At 27.9% G+C, this 23,460-nt stretch carries 16 protein-coding genes and 1 riboswitch; of the genes, 3 read left to right on the top strand and 13 right to left on the bottom strand.

Annotated elements, in window-relative coordinates; genetic code table 11:
- Positions 1-486: 486 nt before the first annotated feature.
- The 4 genes from guaA to NGI68_RS13555 form a co-directional block, all read right to left on the bottom strand.
- Positions 487-2,019 (bottom strand): glutamine-hydrolyzing GMP synthase, encoded by a 1,533-nt coding sequence (gene guaA, locus NGI68_RS13570; protein WP_251862007.1) that lies wholly within the window; start codon positions 2,017-2,019, stop codon positions 487-489.
- A gap of 11 nt (positions 2,020-2,030) precedes the next feature.
- Positions 2,031-3,485, bottom strand: coding sequence for an IMP dehydrogenase (gene guaB, locus NGI68_RS13565; protein WP_251862006.1), 1,455 nt, complete (start codon positions 3,483-3,485; stop codon positions 2,031-2,033).
- Between the two features lie 87 nt (positions 3,486-3,572).
- A riboswitch (purine riboswitch) is annotated at positions 3,573-3,670 on the bottom strand.
- Positions 3,671-4,066: 396 nt separating this feature from the next.
- Complete coding sequence (gene groL, locus NGI68_RS13560) at positions 4,067-5,692, bottom strand: chaperonin GroEL (protein ID WP_251862005.1); 1,626 nt, start codon at positions 5,690-5,692, stop codon at positions 4,067-4,069.
- A 30-nt stretch (positions 5,693-5,722) separates the two neighbouring features.
- Positions 5,723-6,010, bottom strand: a complete 288-nt coding sequence (locus tag NGI68_RS13555; protein ID WP_003483267.1) for a co-chaperone GroES — start codon at positions 6,008-6,010, stop codon at positions 5,723-5,725.
- A 314-nt stretch (positions 6,011-6,324) separates the two neighbouring features.
- Here NGI68_RS13555 and NGI68_RS13550 point away from each other — a divergent pair, with 314 nt between their 5' ends.
- Positions 6,325-6,981 carry a TIGR01906 family membrane protein gene (locus tag NGI68_RS13550; protein ID WP_251862004.1) on the top strand — a complete coding sequence of 219 codons (657 nt, stop codon included), beginning with the start codon at positions 6,325-6,327 and terminating at the stop codon, positions 6,979-6,981.
- 177 nt (positions 6,982-7,158) lie between these two features.
- Here the strand turns inward: NGI68_RS13550 and NGI68_RS13545 are convergent, their stop codons facing one another.
- The 6 genes from NGI68_RS13545 to NGI68_RS13520 all read right to left on the bottom strand — a co-directional run bounded on the left by NGI68_RS13545 (position 7,159) and on the right by NGI68_RS13520 (position 14,015).
- On the bottom strand, positions 7,159-7,890 hold the full coding sequence (locus tag NGI68_RS13545) for a TVP38/TMEM64 family protein (RefSeq protein WP_251862003.1): 732 nt from the start codon (positions 7,888-7,890) through the stop codon (positions 7,159-7,161).
- Between the two features lie 253 nt (positions 7,891-8,143).
- The gene (locus tag NGI68_RS13540) at positions 8,144-9,637 is read right to left on the bottom strand and encodes a 4Fe-4S dicluster domain-containing protein (protein WP_251862002.1); all 1,494 of its coding nucleotides are present in this window, start codon (positions 9,635-9,637) and stop codon (positions 8,144-8,146) included.
- A gap of 172 nt (positions 9,638-9,809) precedes the next feature.
- On the bottom strand, positions 9,810-10,727 hold the full coding sequence (locus NGI68_RS13535; protein WP_251862001.1) for a DNA-3-methyladenine glycosylase family protein: 918 nt from the start codon (positions 10,725-10,727) through the stop codon (positions 9,810-9,812).
- Between the two features lie 148 nt (positions 10,728-10,875).
- Positions 10,876-12,264: an NADPH-dependent glutamate synthase gene (gene gltA / locus NGI68_RS13530; protein ID WP_251862000.1), complete on the bottom strand. Its 1,389-nt coding sequence runs from the start codon at positions 12,262-12,264 to the stop codon at positions 10,876-10,878.
- Positions 12,264-13,154 (bottom strand): sulfide/dihydroorotate dehydrogenase-like FAD/NAD-binding protein, encoded by an 891-nt coding sequence (locus NGI68_RS13525; protein WP_251861999.1) that lies wholly within the window; start codon positions 13,152-13,154, stop codon positions 12,264-12,266. The genes gltA and NGI68_RS13525 overlap by 1 nt, the downstream gene beginning before the upstream one ends.
- A 228-nt stretch (positions 13,155-13,382) precedes the next feature.
- The gene (locus NGI68_RS13520) at positions 13,383-14,015 is read right to left on the bottom strand and encodes a redox-sensing transcriptional repressor Rex (protein WP_251861998.1); all 633 of its coding nucleotides are present in this window, start codon (positions 14,013-14,015) and stop codon (positions 13,383-13,385) included.
- Positions 14,016-14,197: 182 nt separating this feature from the next.
- Here NGI68_RS13520 and NGI68_RS13515 point away from each other — a divergent pair, with 182 nt between their 5' ends.
- Positions 14,198-16,120, top strand: a complete 1,923-nt coding sequence (locus NGI68_RS13515) for an ABC-F family ATP-binding cassette domain-containing protein (protein ID WP_251861997.1) — start codon at positions 14,198-14,200, stop codon at positions 16,118-16,120.
- Between the two features lie 197 nt (positions 16,121-16,317).
- Here NGI68_RS13515 and NGI68_RS13510 read toward each other — a convergent pair whose 3' ends face one another.
- Together NGI68_RS13510 and NGI68_RS13505 are read right to left on the bottom strand one after the other, a co-directional pair.
- Entirely contained in the window at positions 16,318-17,082 is a 765-nt protein-coding gene (locus tag NGI68_RS13510; protein ID WP_251861996.1) for a LytR/AlgR family response regulator transcription factor, read from the bottom strand.
- Positions 17,083-18,717: a LytS/YhcK type 5TM receptor domain-containing protein gene (locus tag NGI68_RS13505; RefSeq protein WP_251861995.1), complete on the bottom strand. Its 1,635-nt coding sequence runs from the start codon at positions 18,715-18,717 to the stop codon at positions 17,083-17,085.
- 241 nt (positions 18,718-18,958) lie between these two features.
- Here NGI68_RS13505 and NGI68_RS13500 point away from each other — a divergent pair, with 241 nt between their 5' ends.
- Positions 18,959-20,377, top strand: coding sequence for a carbon starvation CstA family protein (locus NGI68_RS13500; RefSeq protein WP_251861994.1), 1,419 nt, complete (start codon positions 18,959-18,961; stop codon positions 20,375-20,377).
- Positions 20,378-20,424: 47 nt separating this feature from the next.
- Here the strand turns inward: NGI68_RS13500 and NGI68_RS13495 are convergent, their stop codons facing one another.
- Complete coding sequence (locus NGI68_RS13495) at positions 20,425-23,352, bottom strand: insulinase family protein (RefSeq protein ID WP_251861993.1); 2,928 nt, start codon at positions 23,350-23,352, stop codon at positions 20,425-20,427.
- Between the last annotated feature and the right edge of the window lie 108 nt (positions 23,353-23,460).

The following is a 23,460-nucleotide window of genomic DNA, read 5'->3' as shown; positions in this document are numbered from 1 at the left end:
CATTAACCTTATCTTATTATCAACTAAAATCTTCATGACAAATATATATAAATTTTGAAATATAATACTCTGTTATATGAATATTATAAATATATTCAAAAATAGAAAATATATTTTTCAATTTTTAAAATATTAATAATTCAATTTGCTTAATATATTAAATTTTTAATATCTTTATTTAGTACTTAAATTTTTACAGAAATTAATACAAAAAAATATAAAAGGCGTTTTAAAGTTACTTAATATTTGGTAACTTTAAAATAAATTAAAACACCTTTTATATCATACAAATATCAATTTTAATAAAACTTTCATACAGTAATTAAATTCTCATATTGCTTTAGTTAATTTTATATATGAAAATTACCCCAAACCATACATTTGTTGTCTTATTTTAATACTAATCATAAACTTTAAAGTAATGCCCTGTCTTTTATTATTTTAAATTACATACTTTTAAAATTAAAACTGAAGCTAAAATCCTTTCTATTCCCACTCAATAGTTGCTGGTGGTTTAGAAGTTACATCATAAACAATTCTGTTAACCTCTTTAACTTCATTTACTATTCTTCTTGATGCTTTGTCTAATACTTCATAAGGTATTTTTGCCCAATCTGAAGTCATAGCATCTGAAGATGTAACTGCTCTTAAAGCTATTGTATGACAGTATGTCCTTTCATCTCCCATAACTCCAACTGACTGGATATTTGGAAGACAAGCAAAGTATTGCCATATCTTTTCTTCTAAGCCTGCTTTAGCTATCTCATCTCTAAAGATGGCATCTGCTTCTCTTGTAATAGCTAGTTTTTCTTCTGTAACCTCACCTAATACTCTTATAGCTAAACCTGGTCCTGGAAAAGGCTGTCTCCACACTAATTTATGTGGTATACCTAATTCTTCTCCCACAGCTCTTACTTCATCTTTAAATAATTCTCTTAAAGGTTCTATTAATTTAAATTCCATGTCTTCTGGTAGTCCACCTACATTATGATGACTTTTTATAGTAGCTGATGTATTTGTTCCACTTTCTACTACATCAGGATATATAGTACCTTGAACCAAGAAGCTTATGTCACCTAATTTTTTAGCTTCTTCCTCAAATACTCTTATAAATTCCTCTCCTATTATTTTTCTCTTTTTCTCTGGATCTGAAATCCCTTTTAATTTTCCTAAAAATCTGTCTTGTGCATTAACTCTTATCAAATTCATATCAAATTGATTTTTAAATATCTTTTCTACTTGATCACCTTCATCTTTTCTAAGTAAACCATGATCAACAAATACACAAGTTAATTGTTTTCCTATGGCTTTATGAACAATTACCGCTGCTACTGATGAATCTACTCCACCAGATAAAGCACATATTACTTTTTTATTTCCTACTTTTTCCTTTATAGATTTTATTTGTTCTTCTGCAAAGGAACTCATAGTCCAATCACCTTTTAAACCACATATGTCAAACAAGAAATTTTCAAGCATTTTTTTTCCAAACAAAGTATGCTCTACTTCTGGATGAAATTGAACTCCGTATAATTTTTTTTCTATATTCTCCATAGCTGCACAAGGACACTCATCTGTTGTTGCTATAATTTTAAATCCTTTTGGCACTTTTGAAATGTAATCTGTATGACTCATCCAACATTGATCTTTTTCTTTTATACCCTTAAACAATAAACTACTGTTATTTAAGTTTACTTCTGTTTTTCCATATTCTCTCTTATCAGGACTTTTTACTTCACCATCTAAACTGTAAGCCATAAGTTGATCTCCATAGCATATACCTAGAACTGGAATTCCTAAATCAAATAACTCTTTTTGAACTCTAGGTGCATTTTGTGTATATACACTATTAGGTCCACCTGTAAATATTATTCCTTTAGGTGATCTTTCTTTTATTTTTTCTACTGATGTACTATAAGGTATAATCTCACAATACACTTTGTTTTCTCTTACACGTCTTGCTATTAATTGATTATATTGTCCTCCAAAGTCCACTACTAACACTAATTCTTTATTCATATGTGCCTCCTTTATTGATTAACACTATAATTTGGTGCTTCTTTTGTTATTGAAATATCATGAGGGTGACTTTCTCTTATACCTGAAGATGTTTGAACTACAAATGTAGCATTCTCATATAAATCATTTAATGTAGGAGCTCCTAAATATCCCATACCAGAACGAATACCACCTAACATTTGATATATAGTTTCTGTTACTGCTCCTTTAAATGGCACTCTTCCTTCTACACCTTCTGGAACCAATTTTTTATTATCTTCTTGGAAGTATCTATCTTTACTACCACAGGCCATAGCAGCTAATGATCCCATTCCTCTATATACTTTATAACTTCTTCCTTGATATATCTCTGTCTCTCCTGGTGCTTCTGCACAACCTGCAAACATTGAACCCATCATAACAACTTTAGCTCCAGCAGCTAATGCTTTAACTATATCTCCTGAATATTTAATTCCACCATCAGCTATTACTGGTATTCCCTTTTTATTTGCTTCTTCAACACAATCCATAACTGCTGTAAGTTGAGGAACTCCAACCCCTGAAACTACTCTAGTTGTACATATAGATCCTGGTCCTATTCCAACCTTTATACAATCTGCTCCTGCATCTATTAGATCTTTAGTTGCTTCAGCTGTTGCAATATTTCCTGCAATAATTTGAATCTGTGGATACTTGGCCTTTATTTCCTTAACTCCTTCTATAACTCCTTTAGAGTGGCCATGTGCAGTATCTACTGTTATTACATCTACTTGAGCTTTTACCAAGGCATCTACTCTTTCTATCATATCCTTTGTAACTCCGACTGCTGCACCACATAAAAGTCTTCCTCTAGAGTCTTTGGCACTGTTAGGAAATTTCTTTATTTTTTCTATATCTTTTATAGTAATAAGCCCACACAAATTATTATCTTTATCAACTAAAGGTAACTTTTCTATCTTATGGGATTTTAATATTTCTTTTGCTTCTTCTACAGTTGTATTTTCTGATGAAGTTATAAGATTTTGTTTAGTCATAACTTTCTCTATCTTTTTTTCATAATTATTTTCAAATAATATATCTCTATTAGTTATTATTCCTACTAATTTTCCATTTGTAGTTATAGGTACTCCAGATATTCTATATCTACTCATAAGATTTAATGCATCTTGTATGGTATTATCCGGTGCAAGATAAAATGGATCTGTTATTACTCCATTTTCTTGTCTTTTTACCTTATCCACTTCACTAGCTTGCTCTGCTATAGTCATATTTTTATGTATTATTCCAATGCCGCCTTCTCTAGCTATAGCAATTGCCATTTTGGCTTCCGTAACTGTATCCATTCCTGCACTCATAAGGGGTATATTTAATTTTATTTTTTTAGTTAAATACGTATTCAAACTAACTTCCTTTGGTAAAACTTCTGATTTATTTGGAACTAAAAGAACATCATCAAAAGTATATGCTTGTTTTATTATTTTTGCCATTTAAATCATCCCTTCTATAAAAATATAAAAAAAAACACATTAATTAACACTAAAACTATAAGTGAAAATTAATACGCTCTTATTGTAGCATCATTAATGATCACTCATAGTCGAAAATTTACGGTTTTCGGTAGATACTCCCATCCTTATTATGGGGATATATGAGTTACTTTTAAAATATTGATTTTTTTATTGCATTTACAATTTATTATGATTTTTTTTATTCTTTTTATTAAAAATATTTGTTAGTATTATACTTCATAAAAAAGATAAATTCAATACCAATTTCATTTTTAGTGTTGAAATTTTATTTTTCATGTTAAACATTTATTAATATTATTAAGAATCCATGTAATAATATTATAAAAATTACATGTAATTTATAAGTACATGTCCTAAAGATAAGAAAATTATCAGAGAAAAAATGAACAATTTAATGTTCAAATTAGAAAAATCTTATTCCTGTTCCATGAAAAATCTTATAAATAATTATGTAATATATACAAAAAAACATTTGAAAATATAAGTAATTATATAATAATAAAAATAAGAGACTCGATACATCGAGTCTCTTATTTTTATTAATACATTCCGTCCATTCCCATTCCTGGTGCCATTGGCGCTGAATTTTCTTTTTCTGGAATATCTGCTACTGCAGCTTCTGTTGTTAAGAAAGTAGATGCAACTGAAGCAGCATTTTGTAATGCTGATCTTGTAACCTTAGTTGGATCAACTATACCAACTTTTAGCATATCTACATATTTATTATTTAAAGCATCATATCCCATACCATGTTCGCTAGCCTTAACTTTTTCAATTATTACTGATCCTTCAACACCTGCGTTATTAGCTATTTGTTTTACAGGTTCTTCTAGGGCTTTTCTTATTATGTTTATTCCTAATTTAATATCTGTAACATCAGAAGTTAAATCAGCCATTTTAGGTATAATATCTATATATGCTGTTCCACCACCTGGAACTATTCCTTCTTCTACTGCTGCTTTTGTAGCTGCAAGAGCATCTTCTATTCTTAATTTTTGTTCTTTTAATTCAGTTTCTGTAGCTGCGCCTACTCTTATAACCGCAACTCCACCTGCTAATTTTGCAAGTCTTTCTTGTAATTTTTCTTTATCAAATTCTGAAGTTGTATCTTCAATTTGTGTTCTTATTTGAGATATTCTTTCTTTTATAGCAGTTTTATCACCTTTACCATTAACTATTGTAGTGTTTTCTTTAGTAACTTTTACACTATCTGCAGTTCCTAACATATCTATAGTGACATCTTTTAAATCTCTTCCTAATTCTTCAGAAATAACTTGACCGCCTGTTAAAACAGCTATATCTTGAAGCATTTCTTTTCTTCTATCTCCAAATCCTGGTGCTTTTACACCTACACAAGTGAATGTTCCTCTTAATTTATTAACTACTAATGTACCTAGAGCTTCACCTTCTATGTCTTCACTAATTATTAATAATTTTTTGCCTTGTTGAACTATTTGCTCTAAAATAGGTAATATTTCTTGTATATTAGAAATTTTCTTATCAGTTATTAAGATATACGCGTCATCTAATACTGCTTCCATTTTTTCAGTATCAGTTACCATGTATGAACTTACATAGCCTCTATCAAATTGCATACCTTCAACTACTTCTAGTTCAGTTCCCATAGATTTTGATTCTTCTACAGTTATAACTCCATCATTACCTACTTTTTCCATAGCATCTGCAATAAGTTTTCCTACTTCTTCGCTAGCAGCTGATATAGCAGCAACTCTAGCAATATCTTCTTTCCCATTTACAGGCTTAGAAATAGCTTTGATTTCTTCTACAGCTTTTTCTACAGCTTTTCTTATTCCTGTTCTTATTTGTATTGGATTAGCTCCTGCTGTAACATTTTTTAATCCTTCTCTTATTATAGCTTGAGCTAATAATGTAGCTGTAGTAGTACCATCACCTGCTACATCATTTGTTTTAGTGGCAACTTCTTTTACAAGTTGTGCACCCATATTTTCATATGGATCTTCTAGTTCTATTTCTCTTGCTATTGTAACACCATCATTTGTTATTAATGGTGATCCAAATTTTTTATCTAAAACAACATTTCTTCCCTTTGGTCCAAGTGTTACTTTTACTGTATTAGCTAACTTATCAACACCAGCTTCCATTGATCTTCTAGCTTCTTCTCCAAACAATAAACTTTTTGCCATATCTCATACCTCCTAATATAAAATATTTAATTAACCTTCAACTACTGCTAATATATCATCTTGCTTTAGTATAGTTACTTCTTCGCCTTCAATTTTAACTTCGTTACCAGCATATTTTGAGAATAATACCTTATCCCCTACTTTTAATTCCATTTTAACTTCTTTTCCATCAACTAATCCACCAGGTCCTACAGCTATTACTTCTGCAACCTGTGGTTTTTCTTTAGCAGCTCCTGGTAATACTATTCCACTTTTTGTGGTTTCCTCTGCTTCTACTCTTTTAATTACTACTCTGTCTCCAAGTGGTCTAATCTTCATTTAAACCCCTCCTTAAAATATTTTTATATTTTAAATAATTATTATCTTTTATTTGTTAGCACTCGTTAATCTTGAGTGCTAATACAATTATTATAATAGGCAATAGCGTTTATAATATCAAATTTGAAATAAGAATTTAATAGCTTAATTATAGCCATATTTTGAATTTATAATGCTATATATCGATATTTTGTTATTTTAGTATTATTTTCTATGGTTTTTATATATTTGTATTATTATCACAAAAATATGTTTTTTATACCGTATTTGTTATAGAATATACATATACGTTTTATAGCTAAGGAGATTCCGTTATGAAATTAAAGAACAAAGATTTTTTTATAGATATACTATTATCAATTATTTTAACTATTATATTTATAGTTATTTCTGTTAAAATAACACTTAATTTTAAAATCTTATACTACTGGGATATTACAAATTTATCTTTAACTAAAAACACAGATTTGAATATAAAAGAAATAAAAGAAAATTACAATTATTTGGTCTATTATTTAAATAGTCATAAAAACATTATATTCTCTCTTCCTAGCTTACCTTCATCCAAAAAAGGGATAATACATTTTAGGGATGTTAAAAATATATTTAATTTCTTAGATAAATTTTTAATTATAAATATTTTTATTTCCATACATGCTATATATTATAAATTAAAAATAACTAAAAGTGTTAGGTTTTTAAAATATTCTTCTATTTCGTCTATTATTATTCCTTTATTATTAATTGTTCCATTAGCTTTAAATTTTGATAAAGGGTTTACTATCTTCCATGAGATTTTTTTCTCTAACAACTACTGGCTATTCGATCCTGACAAAGATCCTATTATAGATTTATTACCTGAGACCTTCTTTTTTCATTGCTTATTACTTATACTATTTTTCATAATACTTTCTTCTTTGATATGTTATATATTGTATAAAAACACACATAAAGCACATTTAAAAAAATAATTATGCTACCAAACATAAAAACCCTATACTCTATTAGCATCATAAAAAATATGGATATGTGATACAAAAGGTATTATATGAAAATTCCAATATCCTAATTGAAATAATATCCACCTTCTAAACACATATCCTGTTTTTAATACCAATTGTAGCATATTTTTTAAGTCCCAACATTTTCTACTTGTCACTATTTTTCCCTATCTTTCTTATCATCTTCTCTCCTTTTAATACACCTACTACGAAAAGCAAGGATGCTATAACCCCTACTATTATTAAAATAGATTTATTGCCTCTGTGTATACTTGCTCCAAAATAAGCAGAGGCTAGAATGCCTGGAATTCGCCCTAATGTAGATAATATAAAGAAATCCTTAAATTTAATATCAGATATACCACATATATATCCTAATGCATCTTTAGGTATTCCAGGTATTAAATATAACAAAAATACAATTAATTTTATATTTTTTATATTTAGCAATCTATCAAAAAATTTTAAATCTTTTTTAGAAATTATTTTATGTACCAAAGGTCTACCATATACATGGGCCAGTGAAAATACTAATATACTTCCTAATGCTATTGCTATAAGAGAATATATGCTTCCTAGTAAAGTCCCGTATATATATCCCCCAGTTATTTGTATTACCTCTCCTGGTATAAAAAAAGCAACCACTTGAATTATTTGAAATAATAAAAATATGATAATCCCATAACTACCATAAGATAATATAATATTTTTGATCTTATTAGGATCTTTTAGTACAGTAAAATTTTTAAAATATATATATCCTATAAAAATTATAAATAAAAAAAATAAGGATACTATTATGGTTGCCTTATTATCAACTAATAATTGCTTAATAATATTTACATTCTTTTCTATATATTTTTTTATATTTTTCATCATAAATTCTCCTATTTTTTACGAATTAGTATTTTTTTATTTATATAAATGATATCATATTTTGCTTTATAAATTACCATTTTTAAATCTTATTATTTTTTTAATATTTTAAAATTATATTAAATTTATATGAAAATTTTTAAAATTATTAAAATAAAATTTACTTTTTAGAAAATAAATAGCTATAAATAAGTACAATACAATTATAGGTATCACTTATTTTATAGCTATTTATCAAATAAAATACTTTTGTTTATTATTTATGCTTATGCATATTTACTTTTTCAAAATTTTCCATTTTCTTATTTTCTACAACATCCTTACTTTCAGATTCCTTGCTAAACTTAATTAATTGACCTTTGGCTTTTATAGGTGAAACCATAGTTGCCGGACCTCCAATACATCCACCTTCACACATCATTCCCTCTACAAAGTTAAAAGGAATTTTTCCTGCTTTAGCTAACATGAGAGTTTTCTTGATTTCATCCTTTCCACTAACCTTAGTTGGATTAAATTTTATATCTATTTCTTTAGAATCAATAAAGTTTTGTATTGCTGATATAACCCCACCACTTTGAGCAAAACCTCTGGCAAAAGTAGAAGCATCTTGAACCTGATCTTCTTCACATTCTGATGGTTCTACTTTATAAGCACCTAAAAGTGCTGCTATTTCTTCAAAAGTCATAACATAATCTACTGCATCTTTTAATTCTTCTTTTAAAACTTCACTCTTTTTAGCAGTACAAGGTCCTATAAATATAACATAGGCATCTTTGTCCATTTCTTTTATCATTCTTCCAGTAGCAACCATAGGAGATACTGTAGTAGATATATTTCCTGCTAAATCTTTAAATTGGTTTTCTATATAATTTACAAAGCCTGGACAACAAGATGTTGTCATGCATTTTTGGCCTTGTCCCATTCTTTCTACAAATTCTTCAGACTCACTAAATACTACTGCATCTGCTCCACATGCAGCCTCTACCATATCTTTAAAGCCTGCTTTTCTTAAAGCATTCTTCACTTGTCCAACTTTTACTAATGGTCCAAATTGTCCTGTAATAGCTGGTGCTACTACTGCATACACTTTTTTCTTTTCCTTTAATAATTTAACTATATCAACTATATAGCTCTTATCTGAAATAGCTCCAAATGGACATGCAGCCATGCAAGCTCCACAGTTAATACAATTTTCATTTTCTATCATAGCTCTTTTATCCTCTGGATTTATTTCTAATGCTCCAGTAGGACATACTTTTTTACACGGTCTCATAACTTCTACTATAGCATTATATGGACACACCTTTTTACATAAACCGCATTCTCTACATTTATTTTGATCTATATATGCTTTACCATTTATTCTAGCTATAGCCTTAGCAGAACAGACCTCCATACATTTATGTTGTATACATCCCCTGCAAGCTTCTGTTACTGTAAATCTGTTTATAGGACACTGATCACAGGCAGATGCTATTATATACATTATTTGATTACTATCCTTTATGCTTTCTAATTCATTTGTTAAATTATCGTCAGGGTTTATTCCTGCAGCTAGCTGAGCCCTTTCGTATACTACTGTTCTTTCTCTATAAACGCAGCATCTATATTCTGCTTGCTTTTCATTTAATATTTTGTATGGTATTTTTAACATTTCTAGCTTATTAATATTATCTTGTTGAGCTAACTCAGCCACATCTTTTAGAACTAAATATTTTATCCTTTTTAGTTCAGTTTCAAACTTTATCATGAAACATCCTCCATATTCTTAAATGTTCATTGAACATCATTTTATAATTTGTATATATTTTTTCATTAGTAAACCAAACAAAAAAATTTTAATACATAAACATTTAAATTATAACAAAATTTTTGAGTTATTTTAAGATAAATATTAATTTCTATATGTGATTTTATTAACATTATTTCTGATTAACATCAATTTTGTTTTCTCTTGCATAATAAAACAAATATTGCTGAGCAAATCCTGACAAATTTCCAAATTTTTCTCGTGCAAAATCTCTTATTTTTTTCAAAGATACGTCTGGAGCTAAATAAAAATATTGCATAGCCCTTTTAACCCAAACATCTACTGGAAATGCAGAATATTTTCCCATAGAAAACAACATAACACAGTCTGCAACTTTAGCTCCTATACCACTATAGTTTTGTAACATTTTATGACATATATCATCTTCCTGATTTTTTATCCATAGCATATCGTATTCTTTATTATATTCTTTACATTCTTGTATAGAATTTTGATATATTTTATTTACTGTATCTTTTATATATTTAGCTCTAAAACCAACACCACATGACCTCAATTCATCTTCTGTAGCATTTTTAAGTTCTTCCACTTTAGGGAAACTATAGTATACCTTACCTTTATATTCTATGGCTCCCCCCCACCTTTCACTTATATTTCTTATAGCTTTTTTAATCATAGGTATTCTATTATTAGCAGAAATTATAAATGAAACTATTATTTCAAAAGGATCTTGTTTTAAAAGTCTTATACCGTGACCAAATTTAACAGATTCAGCTAATATGTCATCTTTGCTTAATATATTTTTCACTTCACCATAATCTCTGTATAAATCAAAATATTCTACCCAAATTTTTTTAAAATCTTCTTCCGTTGCATTATATAATACCACATCATTATTAACTTTTTCTATTTCTATAACTTTTCCATGTACCACACCTATATAAGAACCATTCTCCTCTTTATACCATCTAAAGCATTGGCCACATTCAAAAATATGGTCTAATTCAAAATTTCTTACGTCTTTTACAACTATACCGTTTTTACAATTTTCCACATAATTAAAATCCATATAAATCATTCCTTATAAATAAATTTTTATACTTCTAAATAGTATATACCAAAATCTAATAATAAATAAGCTGTACTCTAAATTTAGAGTACAGCTTATACAATATAACTAATTATACATATTTGTCAATATTAATTGTAACTTAATATTATTTATTATTTAGATATTCATCTATAGCTTTGGCTGCTTTTTTCCCTGCTCCCATAGCTAATATAACAGTGGCAGCACCAGTTACTGCATCTCCACCAGCGAATACTCCAGACTTTGTGGTAGCTCCAGTTTCTTCTTCGGCTACTATACATCCTCGTTTTGTATTTTCTAATCCTTCTGTTGTAGCAGCTATAAGAGGATTTGGAGATGTTCCTAAAGACATAATTACACTATCTAGTTCTATGGTAAATTCTGAACCTGATATTTCTATAGGTCTTCTTCTACCTGTTTGATCAGGCTCACCTAATTCCATTTTAATACATTTCATGCCTTTCACCCAACCATTTTCATCTCCTAAGATCTCTACAGGATTAGTTAGTAAATTAAACTCTATTCCTTCTTCTTTGGCATGATGAACTTCTTCTACTCTAGCTGGCAATTCAGATTCTGATCTTCTATACACTATATGTACTTCAGCTCCAAGCCTTTTAGCAGTTCTTGCAGCATCCATAGCTACATTTCCACCACCAACTACAGCAACTCTTTTTCCCACCTTTATAGGTGTATCATATTCGCTTTTAAAGGCTTTCATAAGATTTGTTCTTGTTAAGAATTCATTAGCAGAAAATACTGCATTGAAATTTTCACCTGGTATACCCATAAATTTAGGCAATCCGGCTCCAGAGCCTATAAATATAGCTTCAAAATTTTCTTCTTCTATTAATTCATTGATAGTTACAGTTTTTCCAACTATTACATTAGTTTCTATCTTAACTCCTAATTTTTTAACATTATCTATTTCATGCTTTACTACTGTGTCTTTAGGTAATCTAAATTCTGGTATACCATAAACTAATACTCCCCCTGGTTCATGTAAAGCTTCAAATATAGTAACATCATATCCTTTTTTGGCCAAATCTCCTGCACATGTAAGCCCTGCAGGACCACTTCCTATTACTGCTACTTTTTTATTCTTCTTATCTTCTGTTTTACTTAAATCCACATTATTCTTTCTTGACCAATCTGCTATAAACCTTTCTAATTTACCTACTGCTACCGATTCTCCCTTTATTCCTAAAACACACTTACCTTCACATTGAGTCTCTTGAGGACATACTCTTCCACAAACTGCTGGTAATGCACTATCTTTTGCAATTGATTTAGCTGCTTCTTCAAATTCCTTATTTTTAATATATTCTATAAAATCTGGTATATTAACACTTACAGGACACTTTCCTACACACATAGGTTTCTTGCAATGAAGGCATCTTTTAGCTTCTTCTACAGCTTCTTCTTCTGTATATCCTAAACAGACTTCATCAAAATTTGTGATCCTTTTCATAGGATCTTGTTCCCTTACTAAAACCCTTTTCATTCTATTTCCCATTATTTATCACCATCCAATCCTACATGGCATACATGTCCTTCTGCTTTTTCTTGATCCTCTAATATCTTCTTTCCCTCTTCTGTTTTATACATTTGTTGTCTTCTCATAGCTTCATTAAAATCTACTAAATGTCCATCAAATTCTGGGCCATCTACACAGGCAAACTTAGTTTCTCCGCCTACAGTTACTCTGCAAGCTCCACACATTCCTGTACCATCTACCATCAATGTATTTAAACTTACTATAGTCTTTATGCTATATTCCTTTGTAAGTAAAGTTACAAACTTCATCATAATCATAGGCCCTATTGCCACCACATGATCATAAGCCTTTTCTTCCTTGTCAATCAATTCTTTTAATAGATTAGTTACAAGTCCTTTGTATCCATAAGAACCATCATCTGTAGCTACATAAACATTTCCTGCCACTTTTTTCATTTCTTCTTCTAGTATTAGATGTTCTTTTGATTTGCATCCTATAATTACATCTGCTTTTATACCATGATCACTAAGCCATTTCACCTGTGGATATACTGGTGCTGCACCAAGTCCACCTGCTATAAATACCATTTTCTTTTTCTTTACATCATCTAAATTTTCATACACAAAATCTGATGGTTGTCCTAGTGGTCCTACAAAGTCTCTAAAACTATCTCCTTCTTTAAAGTTTTCCATTCTTTTTGTTGAAGAACCTATAGCTTGAATAACAATAGTTACACTACCCTCTTCTTTATCATAATCACATATAGTAAGAGGTATTCTTTCTCCTTTTTCATCCATCTTAACTATAACAAATTGTCCTGGTTGTGCTGACCTTGCTACTCTTTCCGCTTTAATCTTCATCAGAAATATATTAGGCGCAATGGTTTCCTTTTTTAATATTTTGTACATAATAATTACTCCCCCTTATTCCCCTGTATTTATATTATTATTTTCATTATAATTATAACATAATTATTGTATTTTTTATCAAATTAATAATTTTAAAACTTAACTACTCTCAAATATAAAAAGGCCCTCTTTACCTATGTAAAGAGAACCGTTAAAAGGTTTCAATTTTTTATTTGGTTTGTTAATAGAATAACAAACCAAATCTTAAAATAAATAAAATCTAATATTTTATTCAGTTTTATTTATTAAGCAAGTTAAAGTTAGAAGACTATCACTTAAATGAACATTCTCTACCACTACATCTTCTGGAACTGACAAATCTATAGGTGCAAAATTCCATATACCTTTTATATCATTTTTTATAAGAACGTCAGCTACTTTTTGAGCCTTATCATTAGGTACACATATTACTCCTATATCTACTTTGTTTTTTTCTAGATAATCAGATAAGTAATCAATGTCTAATATTTCTATTTCTCTTATCTTTAATCCTATTAATTTAGGATTTGTATCAAACATGACTTTTACATCAATTCCCAATTTTCCAAATCTAGTATAATTAGCCAATGCCTGACCTATGTTGCCTGCTCCAATAATTATACTATTATAAGGATTATTTAGTCCTAATATGTTACTTATTTGATGGTGTAATTCTCTAACATTATACCCATATCCTTGTTGACCAAAATCTCCAAAACAGTTTAGATCTTGGCGTATTTGAGATGCAGTAAAACCTATTTTCTCACTTAATTCTTTTGAAGATATTCTGTCTACATCATTTTTTAATAATTCATACAAATATCTATGATATTTAGGTAATCTTCTTATAACTGCCATCGAAATATTTTTTTTCTTATCCATATTACACCTCTTAATATCATATTTTTACTAATATTATTACCTATATTGTATCATATAATTAAATATTATACACTAAAATTAGTGAATACTAAAGTAAAAAATAAAATAAAATAGTCCTATATAGCACTACAAAAAAAATGTAATACATAGTAGAATAGTATTTGTTAAGGATGGTGAAATTAATGGTTGTATTAAGTTGCAAAAATATTTCAAAAACTTATGGTATTGATTCTATTTTAGATAATTTAACATTTAATATAAATGAAGGAGATAAAGTTGGATTAATAGGTCCTAATGGTGCTGGTAAATCTACTTTATTTAAAATTCTAACGTCTTCTTTAGAACAAGATAATGGTGATATATTTATAGATAAATCTAAATCTTTAGGATATCTAGCACAGCATCTTTCTTTAGATTCTCACAATACTATTTATGAGGAAGTATTAGAGGTTTTTCATGAACTTATAAAAATGGAAGAAAAATTAAATAAATTAGAAAAATTGATGAATGAACCTTATGATGAGAATAATAAAGAATACCATAATAAAATCATAAAGGATTATACTACTTATACAGATTTATATATAAATAGAGGCGGTTATACCTATAAAGGTGAGATTCACAGAGTATTAAAAGGATTAAGTTTTGAAGAAGAGGATTTTACTAAACAAATAAATATATTAAGTGGTGGTCAAAAAACTAGAGTGGCTCTTTGTAAACTTTTGCTCCAAAGTCCAGATATATTGCTTCTAGATGAGCCCACAAATCATTTGGATTTAACAGCCATAAATTGGCTAGAAGAATATTTAAAAGCTTATAAAGGTACAGTACTAATTATATCCCATGATAGATATTTTTTAGATGAAATTACAAATCAAACTTTTGAACTTATAAATGGTCATATTAATTGCTATAACGGCAATTATTCTAAATTTATAGAACTTAGAAAAAAAGAGTACGAAGTAAAGTTAAAAGCATATAATCTTCAACAAGCTGAAATCAAAAGGCAAGAAAAAATAATAGAAAAGTATAGATCCTTTAACAGAGAAAAAAGTATAAAAGCAGCAGAAAGCAGACAAAAATCTTTAGATAAAATTGAAAAAATAGATGCTCCGGATAACTTACCAAAACCTGTAAAAATAAGTTTCGAAACTCAAATAAAAAGTGGGAATGACATACTTCACGTAGAAAATCTAAGTAAATCTTATGGGGATATAACTTTATTTGAAAATGTGGAAATGGATATAAAAAGAGGCGAAAAAATAGCTTTGATTGGGGATAACGGTAGAGGTAAAACCACATTATTAAAAATAATAATGGATGAAATTAAAAGCAACTGTGGTACAAAATATGTAGGTAAAAATGTATATATTGGTTATTACGATCAAGAGCAATCAGATTTAAATGAAAATAATACTTTACTTGATGAAATATGGGATGAATTTCCTGAAATGACTACTACAGAAGTAAGAAATGCTTTAGCTGCATTCTTATTTACCGGTGATGATGTTTTTAAAGAAATATCAAAGCTTAGTGGTGGAGAAAAATGTAAGGTTAATTTATTAAAATTAATGCTTTCTAAATCTAACTTTCTTCTTTTAGATGAGCCTACTAATCATTTAGACATAATGTCTCGTGAAGCCTTAGAAGATGCTCTTTTAATCTACAATGGTACAGTTTTAGTTATATCTCATGATAGATATTTTTTAAATAAATCCATAGGAAAAATCTACGAATTAAATATAGATGGTATAAAAGAATATCTGGGAAATTATAATTACTATATGCATAAAAAAATTAACCCTAACAGATTTAATTATGAAGCTATAACCTCTGAAAATTCAAAAACCAAAACTCAAATACATCATGAAAAAAAGAGAAAAAAAGAAGAAGAAAAAAAATTAAAGCAAGAAAAGCTTAAAATAAAAAATTTAGAAAAAGAAATAACAAATCTGGAAGAAGAAATAATATCACTTCAACAACAACTTTGCATAGAAGAAGTGTATTCAGATTCCACTAAAAGTGAACAAATAAATAAAGATATTATAAACAAACAAAAATTAGTTGAAGATCTTTATTCAAAATGGGAACAATTAGCAGAATAATATAAAAAACAAATTGAAATAAATCTTACCTTTAAATTTTCAAAATAAGGGGCTGTCGCATTAAAGAATTTAAGCACAATATATCGTTTTACAGTTTAAAGTTAACACAATATATTGTAGCGTTTATTCTTAGCGCCACAGCCCCTTTTATTTTTTATATTAAACTAATCTCATTTTTAAAATATAATTTTATCCTTTTATATTCCTAATATTTCTTTTACTCTCTTAACATTATTTCTACTAACAGGAATTTCTGATTGCTCTTTATCGCTCATAACCAATTTATATGTACCATTAAACCAAGAATATAGTTCCTTTATATTATCCATATTTACTATATAACTTCTATGGACTCTAAACAAATCTGTCTTCCCTTCTATTTCTTTTAATGTATTGTGAGTTGCATACTCCTGTGAATCTGTTTTCACATATGTTTTATCATTCATAGTATAGCAATAATATATATTTTTTGTATCTATTAACACTATTTTGCCGTTGCATTCACAAGGTATTTTCTTAAATATTTTTTCTTCTTTTTCCAACTTATTTAATATATCACTTATCATAACAGGAATTTTCTCTTTATATTTTTCTCTGATTTTTTCTTGCAATCTTTTTATAGTTATATCTATTCTTTTATCATCAAAAGGTTTTAATATATAGTCTAAAGCATCTATTTCAAAAGCTTCCAATGCATATTGTTCATAGGCTGTTATAAATATAATATTTATATCTTTATTAAATTTTTTTATTTTTTTTGATAAAGTCATACCACTTTCTACAGGTATATTTATATCCATAAACACTACTTCTGGCTGTAATTTTTCTACTAATTCATATCCATCTTTGCCGTTTATAGCTACATCTATTATATTTAAAAAATTATATTTAGATAAAACATATTTAAGTTCTTCTATAGCTGGCTTTTCGTCTTCTATTATAATGGCTCTAATTTCTTTCATCTAAAATGCCTCCTTAGGTATACGAAATATAACTTCTGTTCCTTCATTTAGATTACTTACTATATGTATATAACTTCTTTCTCCATAAAGTAATTTTAATCTTTTATTTACATTTGAAAGACCTATTCCTGGCCAGTTTTTAATTACATGATTAAGCCTATTTTTATCCATACCTACCCCTGTGTCTTTTATGGAAAACTTAATTTTATCTTGTTCATCTACCGCAGTAATTATTACCTCTCCTCCCTGTGGCTTTATTAATATTCCATGCTTCATAGAATTTTCTATTATTGGTTGAAGTATAAAGACAGGCACTTTAAAATCTAAAAGCTTTTCTGGTATATTAATAGTTACTATTAGTCTATCACCAAATCTAGCTTTTTCTATAGCCAAATAAGATTGTAAAAATTCCATTTCTTCTTTTAAAATAATTTTTTCTTCTTGTCTTTTTAAGGTTTGTCTAAAATAATTTGAAAGATTTAGTATAAGCTCTCTAGCTTTTATGGAATCAGTTCTACAAAAGGATGCTATAGTATTTAGTGTATTAAATAGAAAGTGAGGATGTATTTGATTTCTTAACATTTTTAATTCTGCCTTTGAGACTTCTTGAGCTAATTGATCTAATTCATATAGTTCTATTTGAGTAGCCAAAAGAGCCGTTAATTCATTAGCAAAATCACTGAAATATTTATCTACACTTTTATAAGATTTAATTTCTATTCCTATAATAAATTTAAATTTATCTTTTTCTGTATATATAGGTATACAATAGAAGAGCTTATCTTTATTATTATATTGAAATTTTATTAACTTATAATCCTTAATATTAAAATATTCATTTATTTTATCTCTTAGTTTTTCCTTATCTATTTCTTCTCCATTATAAGAGAATATGCCTTTATTTTCTGTAATAAATATGCTTTCTAAATTTATTGCTTCATATATTATTGAACATACTTTATCTGAAATTTCTTGATTAAAACCACTTCTTAAATAAATTGAAGTTTTTTTTGCTATATTTAAAGCTTTCTGAGATTGTATAGCAGCAATTTTTTTATACCTTTCTTCAGTATTATTTATAATATTTATAAATATACCTACTCCTATGGAATTTGTGATTATCATTGGTAAAGCTATAATTTTTTCTAACTGTAGTGCGTCTTCATATGGTCTTGATATTAATAAAATTATGGTCATCTGTAATACTTCTGCGATTATTGCTGCAGTAACACCTGTTAAAACATCTATATGTTTATCTCTTTTTATTTTATTAACTATTCCACCCACAAGACCTTCTACTATGGTAGCTATAGCACAAGCAAAAGCTGTAAATCCTCCTAAAAGATACCTGTGGGTTCCTGCTATAGTCCCTACAATGACACCTACTAATGGTCCACCTATATATCCTGCTACTATAGATCCTATGGGTCTTACATTTGCTAGTGCATAGGGTTCTATATTAACCCCAGTATAAGTTCCCAATATAGATAAGACACTAAAAAAAATTATCATCAAAATCTTATATTTGTAATGTGATTTATTATTAAGAAATTTATTAAAAGTATTAGTTTGGCTATATAAATAAGCTGATATTCCAATTAAGGACATACTTTGTAATAATTGTATATATATCATGGATTTTTCTCCTTAAATTACAGTATTATATATAATTTATTAAATATTCTTTAATAAATTATACAATAAATAAATATTTTTTCTATACTAAATTGCTAAACAGGGAAATTTTTTTACAATTTAATGTGTTTTTATGTTCTTTCATAATAATATTGTTAATAAAAATTTAATACTATATTATCATTATTATATAATTTAAATTTCGATATGTAATCGATTGTATTGGGTAGGAGGTAATTTTATGATATCATTTTTTCTTTCATTAATAGCACTTGTTATTGGTTATTTAATTTATGGTAAAATAGTAGAAAAAATGTTTGGGGCTGATGAAACAATAAAAACTCCAGCTATAAGATTAGAAGATGGAGTAGATTTTGTTCCTATGCCCGCTTGGAAAATTTTTATGATTCAATTTTTAAATATAGCAGGTTTAGGTCCAATATTTGGCGCTATAGCAGGTGCACTTTGGGGACCTTCTGCATTCTTATGGATTGTATTTGGTTCTATTTTTGCAGGTGGAGTACATGATTATTTTTCAGGTATGCTATCTGTAAGACACGATGGCGCAAGTATTCCAGAAGTAGTTGGTAAATATCTTGGACCTGGTTTCAAACAATTTATGAGAGGGTTCTCAGTAATACTTTTAATTCTTACTGGTGTTGTATTTATAATAGGACCTGCTGGTCTTTTAAATACATTAACTGGATACAATAAAGTAGTTTGGATATATGTAATATTTATATACTACATTCTTGCAACTATGCTTCCTGTTGATAAAATTATAGGTAAAATATATCCTATATTCGGTTTATGCTTACTTATAATGGCTATAGGAGTTGCTACTTGCTTAATAGTTAAAGGTTATCATATACCAGAAATAACATTAGCAAATCTACATCCTAAAAAACTTCCAATTTGGCCATTAATGTTTGTAACAATTGCCTGTGGAGCTATATCTGGTTTCCATTCAACTCAATCTCCATTAATGGCTAGATGTATAACAAATGAAAAACAAGGAAGACAAATATTCTACGGAGCAATGATAGCTGAAGGTATACTGGCTTTAATATGGGCTGCCGCTGCAATGACTTTCTTTGGCAACACTGGAGAGCTTGGTAAGCAAATGGCTGCTCACGGAGGACAAGCTTGGGTAGTAAACACTATTTCAAATTCTCTTCTTGGTAAAATAGGTGGAGCCTTAGCCATACTTGGAGTTGTTGCATGTCCTATAACTTCTGGTGACACAGCTTTTAGAAGTTCTAGGCTTATAATTGCAGACTTACTAAATTATGAACAAGGACCTATAAAAAATAGATTAGCAATAAGTATTCCTCTATTCGTGATAGGTTTTGTGTTAACAAAAATAAATTTCGATGTTGTTTGGAGATATTTTGCTTGGTCAAATCAAACCCTAGCTATGATAGTTCTATGGACTGCAGCTGCTTACTTATATAATATAAATAAATCTCATTGGATGGCAACTATACCTGCTACCTTTATGACTGCAGTTTCTATAACTTATATACTTGTAGCTCCAGAAGGATTTAAACTTAACCCTTCAATTGGATATCCTATAGGCATTGTGGTAGCTTTAGCAGTTTTGGGATTATTCTTGAAAAAAACTACTTCAAAAAAAGATAATTTAGACATAGCAAAATAATATAATATAAAAATAGTATGTTGCAAATTTACAACATACTATTTTTATTATTCAAATAAATTTATTATATTATTAAATTTATCCTTATTCTCTTTTATTTTATCTTCATTACCTATAACACATATATAATTTTCTTTCATTAAATCTTTAATAATATCACTGAAAGCTATTATTTTTTCCTTATTAGTAGACAATATTTCATCTCTTTCTTTTTGCATATCTTCATAAGATATTTTTCTTAAATAATTTTCTGTTGATTTTTCTCCTTTTGCAGCAGGACTTAAAGGCGTATCTAAATCAGAAATAGTTCCTATAATGTATTTCGTCATTTCTCTATCTTCAGGATTGAATTGAGATACATATTTAAATGCTTCATCATAAGCTTCTATAGTCTTTACTAAGTTGGGATCTCTATAAGACCCAAAGAACATATTCCCATTCTTCACAAAAGATGCAAAAGCACCATATGCTCCACCCTGTACTCTAATCCTGTTCCATAAATAATCATAATTTACTATAGTTCTTAAAACTTGCATACTTCCACTATATTTATATCCTAATTTTAAATAATTATATCCTTTGGCTACATACTGAACTTTAGAAGAAGTGGAAAATCCCTCATTTTTATTGTTAAATTCAAATTCGTAATTATTATATTTTAATTTTTCTTCTTTTAAACTATCATATAATGTTTTGAATTCTTTACTTACTCCATTAAACTCTTCTTGTTCCCCAGTGATACTTAATAGTAAATTTGTAGAATTAAATATTTGATTAAATACCTCTTGTAGATTTCTACTTATTTCTTCAAATCTATCTTCAAAATTCTTCTCTATATCCACAATAAATTTATAGAATTCTATTCCTGATAAAAGTTCATCACATTTGCCGTGAGATGAAAAATATGAAAATAATCTCTTAACAGCTACAATATGTCCCCTGTCAAACATCATCATTTCTAATCTTGATTTTAATTCTTGTATTATTTCTTTTAATCTGTTTTTTTCATCAAATTTAGAGTTACTTAATATTTCTGACAACAACTTCATAAGTTCTTTAATATTACTAGTTAAACATTTAGACTTTATAATAAACATAGGAGTATAGTCTTCATAACTTTCCTTTACATTAAAAGTTTCTGTATTATACTTAATTCCACCTGTACTTATATTAACTTCGTTAGATAAATCTTGATAATTGTAATTTTTTGTACTTACTTTTCCAAGAACAAATGCCAATAGCCCTGTATAAGGTATATTTTCTTTTTCTACTGACCTTGTGTTGAAATATAAGTTAAAGTATGAAATTTTATTGGTAAATACATTATGGTATAAAGTTTTAATTCCTAAAATATTTTTTTCTTCTAATGGAAGCTTTTCTGCTTCTTTATTTATATCTTCTATAGAAAGTAATGGAATCTTACTTAAATTTTCCATAGAATCCTTTTCATTTTGTCTTTCCTTTAATTTATTGGTTTGCTGTATTAGTGTTTCTAATTCTTTATCTGTTAAGCTTTCTTTGTATTCTTTTAATTTTTTTCTTATATTTTCTATTCTTCTCTCTTCAAGACCTTTTTCTGGCCTTACAACAAGAATTGAGTAATGATTATTATTTAAAATATATTTTTCTATTAAATCTTCAAAATAATTAGAACTTAATGCAGACTTTATTTTTTGTAGTACATCTTCATATTTTAAATGCATTGTAGGTTCTTCATCATAAAGCCAACTTTCCATAGATTTCATATTATATATTAAACCCTTTGGATATCCCTGATAATCTGCTTCTCTTAAACTAAACTCTTTTAAGTTTATTGATGATTCTATTAATTTTTTATCTATTCCTTCTCTAACCAGCTTTTTAAGTGTATCAAATACTACAGATTTAAATTCTTGTATTTTATCATTATTAGAATTTTTCACTATTATACTAATTGTAGATTCAAGTATACTATTATCATACACACCAAAAACATCTTTACCTATTCCTGATTGTAATAGAGCTTTCTTTAATGGTGATGATGGCGTTTCAAGAAGTATATGTTCTAAAATTTCAAAAGCTAAGTATGCTTCTTTATCTATAGATTTACCTACAGAGAAGTTTAAGCTTAAATAAGTTTTATCTTCAATTTTTTCTTCTTTAGATATAGGATACTTAACTTCCATATATTTAGGCTCTTTAAATGGTTCTTGTGGTTTTATTTTTGAATCTACTTCTTGTTTATTGAAATCTTTTAAATAATTTTCATCTATAAACTTTAATTTTTCTAATATATCCATATCTCCATACAAATACATATAGCTATTAGACGGATGATAATATTTTTTATGAAACTCTCTAAAATCTTCTTGTGTAAGATCTGGTATATGATCGGGATCTCCACCAGATTCAACGCCATATATGGTATCTGGTAATAAAGATTCTTGTATCTTTCTAAATAATATAGATTCTGGAGAAGAAAAAGCTCCCTTCATTTCATTGTATACTACACCTTTATATGTTATATCATCTTGCTTATTTTCTATTTCATAATGCCAACCCTCTTGCATCATTATTTCAGGATATTTATATATATTAGGATACAACACTGCATCTAAGTATACATCCATTAAGTTTGTAAAGTCTTTATCATTTGTACTTCCTACAGGGTACATGGTTTTATCCGGGAAAGTCATAGCATTTAGAAATGTATTTAAAGAACCTTTTATTAATTCTACAAATGGTTCTTTAACAGGAAATTTTCTTGAACCGCATAAAACAGAGTGTTCTAGTATATGAGCTACTCCCGTACTATCTTTTGGAGGAGTTCTAAAACTTACAGAAAAAATCTTATTATCATCATCATTTTTTATAAAAAGTAACTTAGCTCCACTTTTCTCATGCACAAATACTTGGGCTACAGAATTAATTTCTTTTATTTCTTCTTCATTTATCAATTTAAATCCATTATATGTTTCTCCTAAATTTAAATTCATGGTATTATTTTCTCCTTTCTAAATTTACTATCTATGCCTATTATTTTATATAGTGATATTAATTATACCATATATTTCTTATACTATATATTTCATTAAAAACTATCA

Source organism: Clostridium sp. Marseille-Q2269, from assembly GCF_943736985.1.
Lineage (GTDB): Bacteria > Bacillota > Clostridia > Clostridiales > Clostridiaceae > Clostridium_F.
This window is presented reverse-complemented; position numbering and strand designations above follow the sequence as displayed.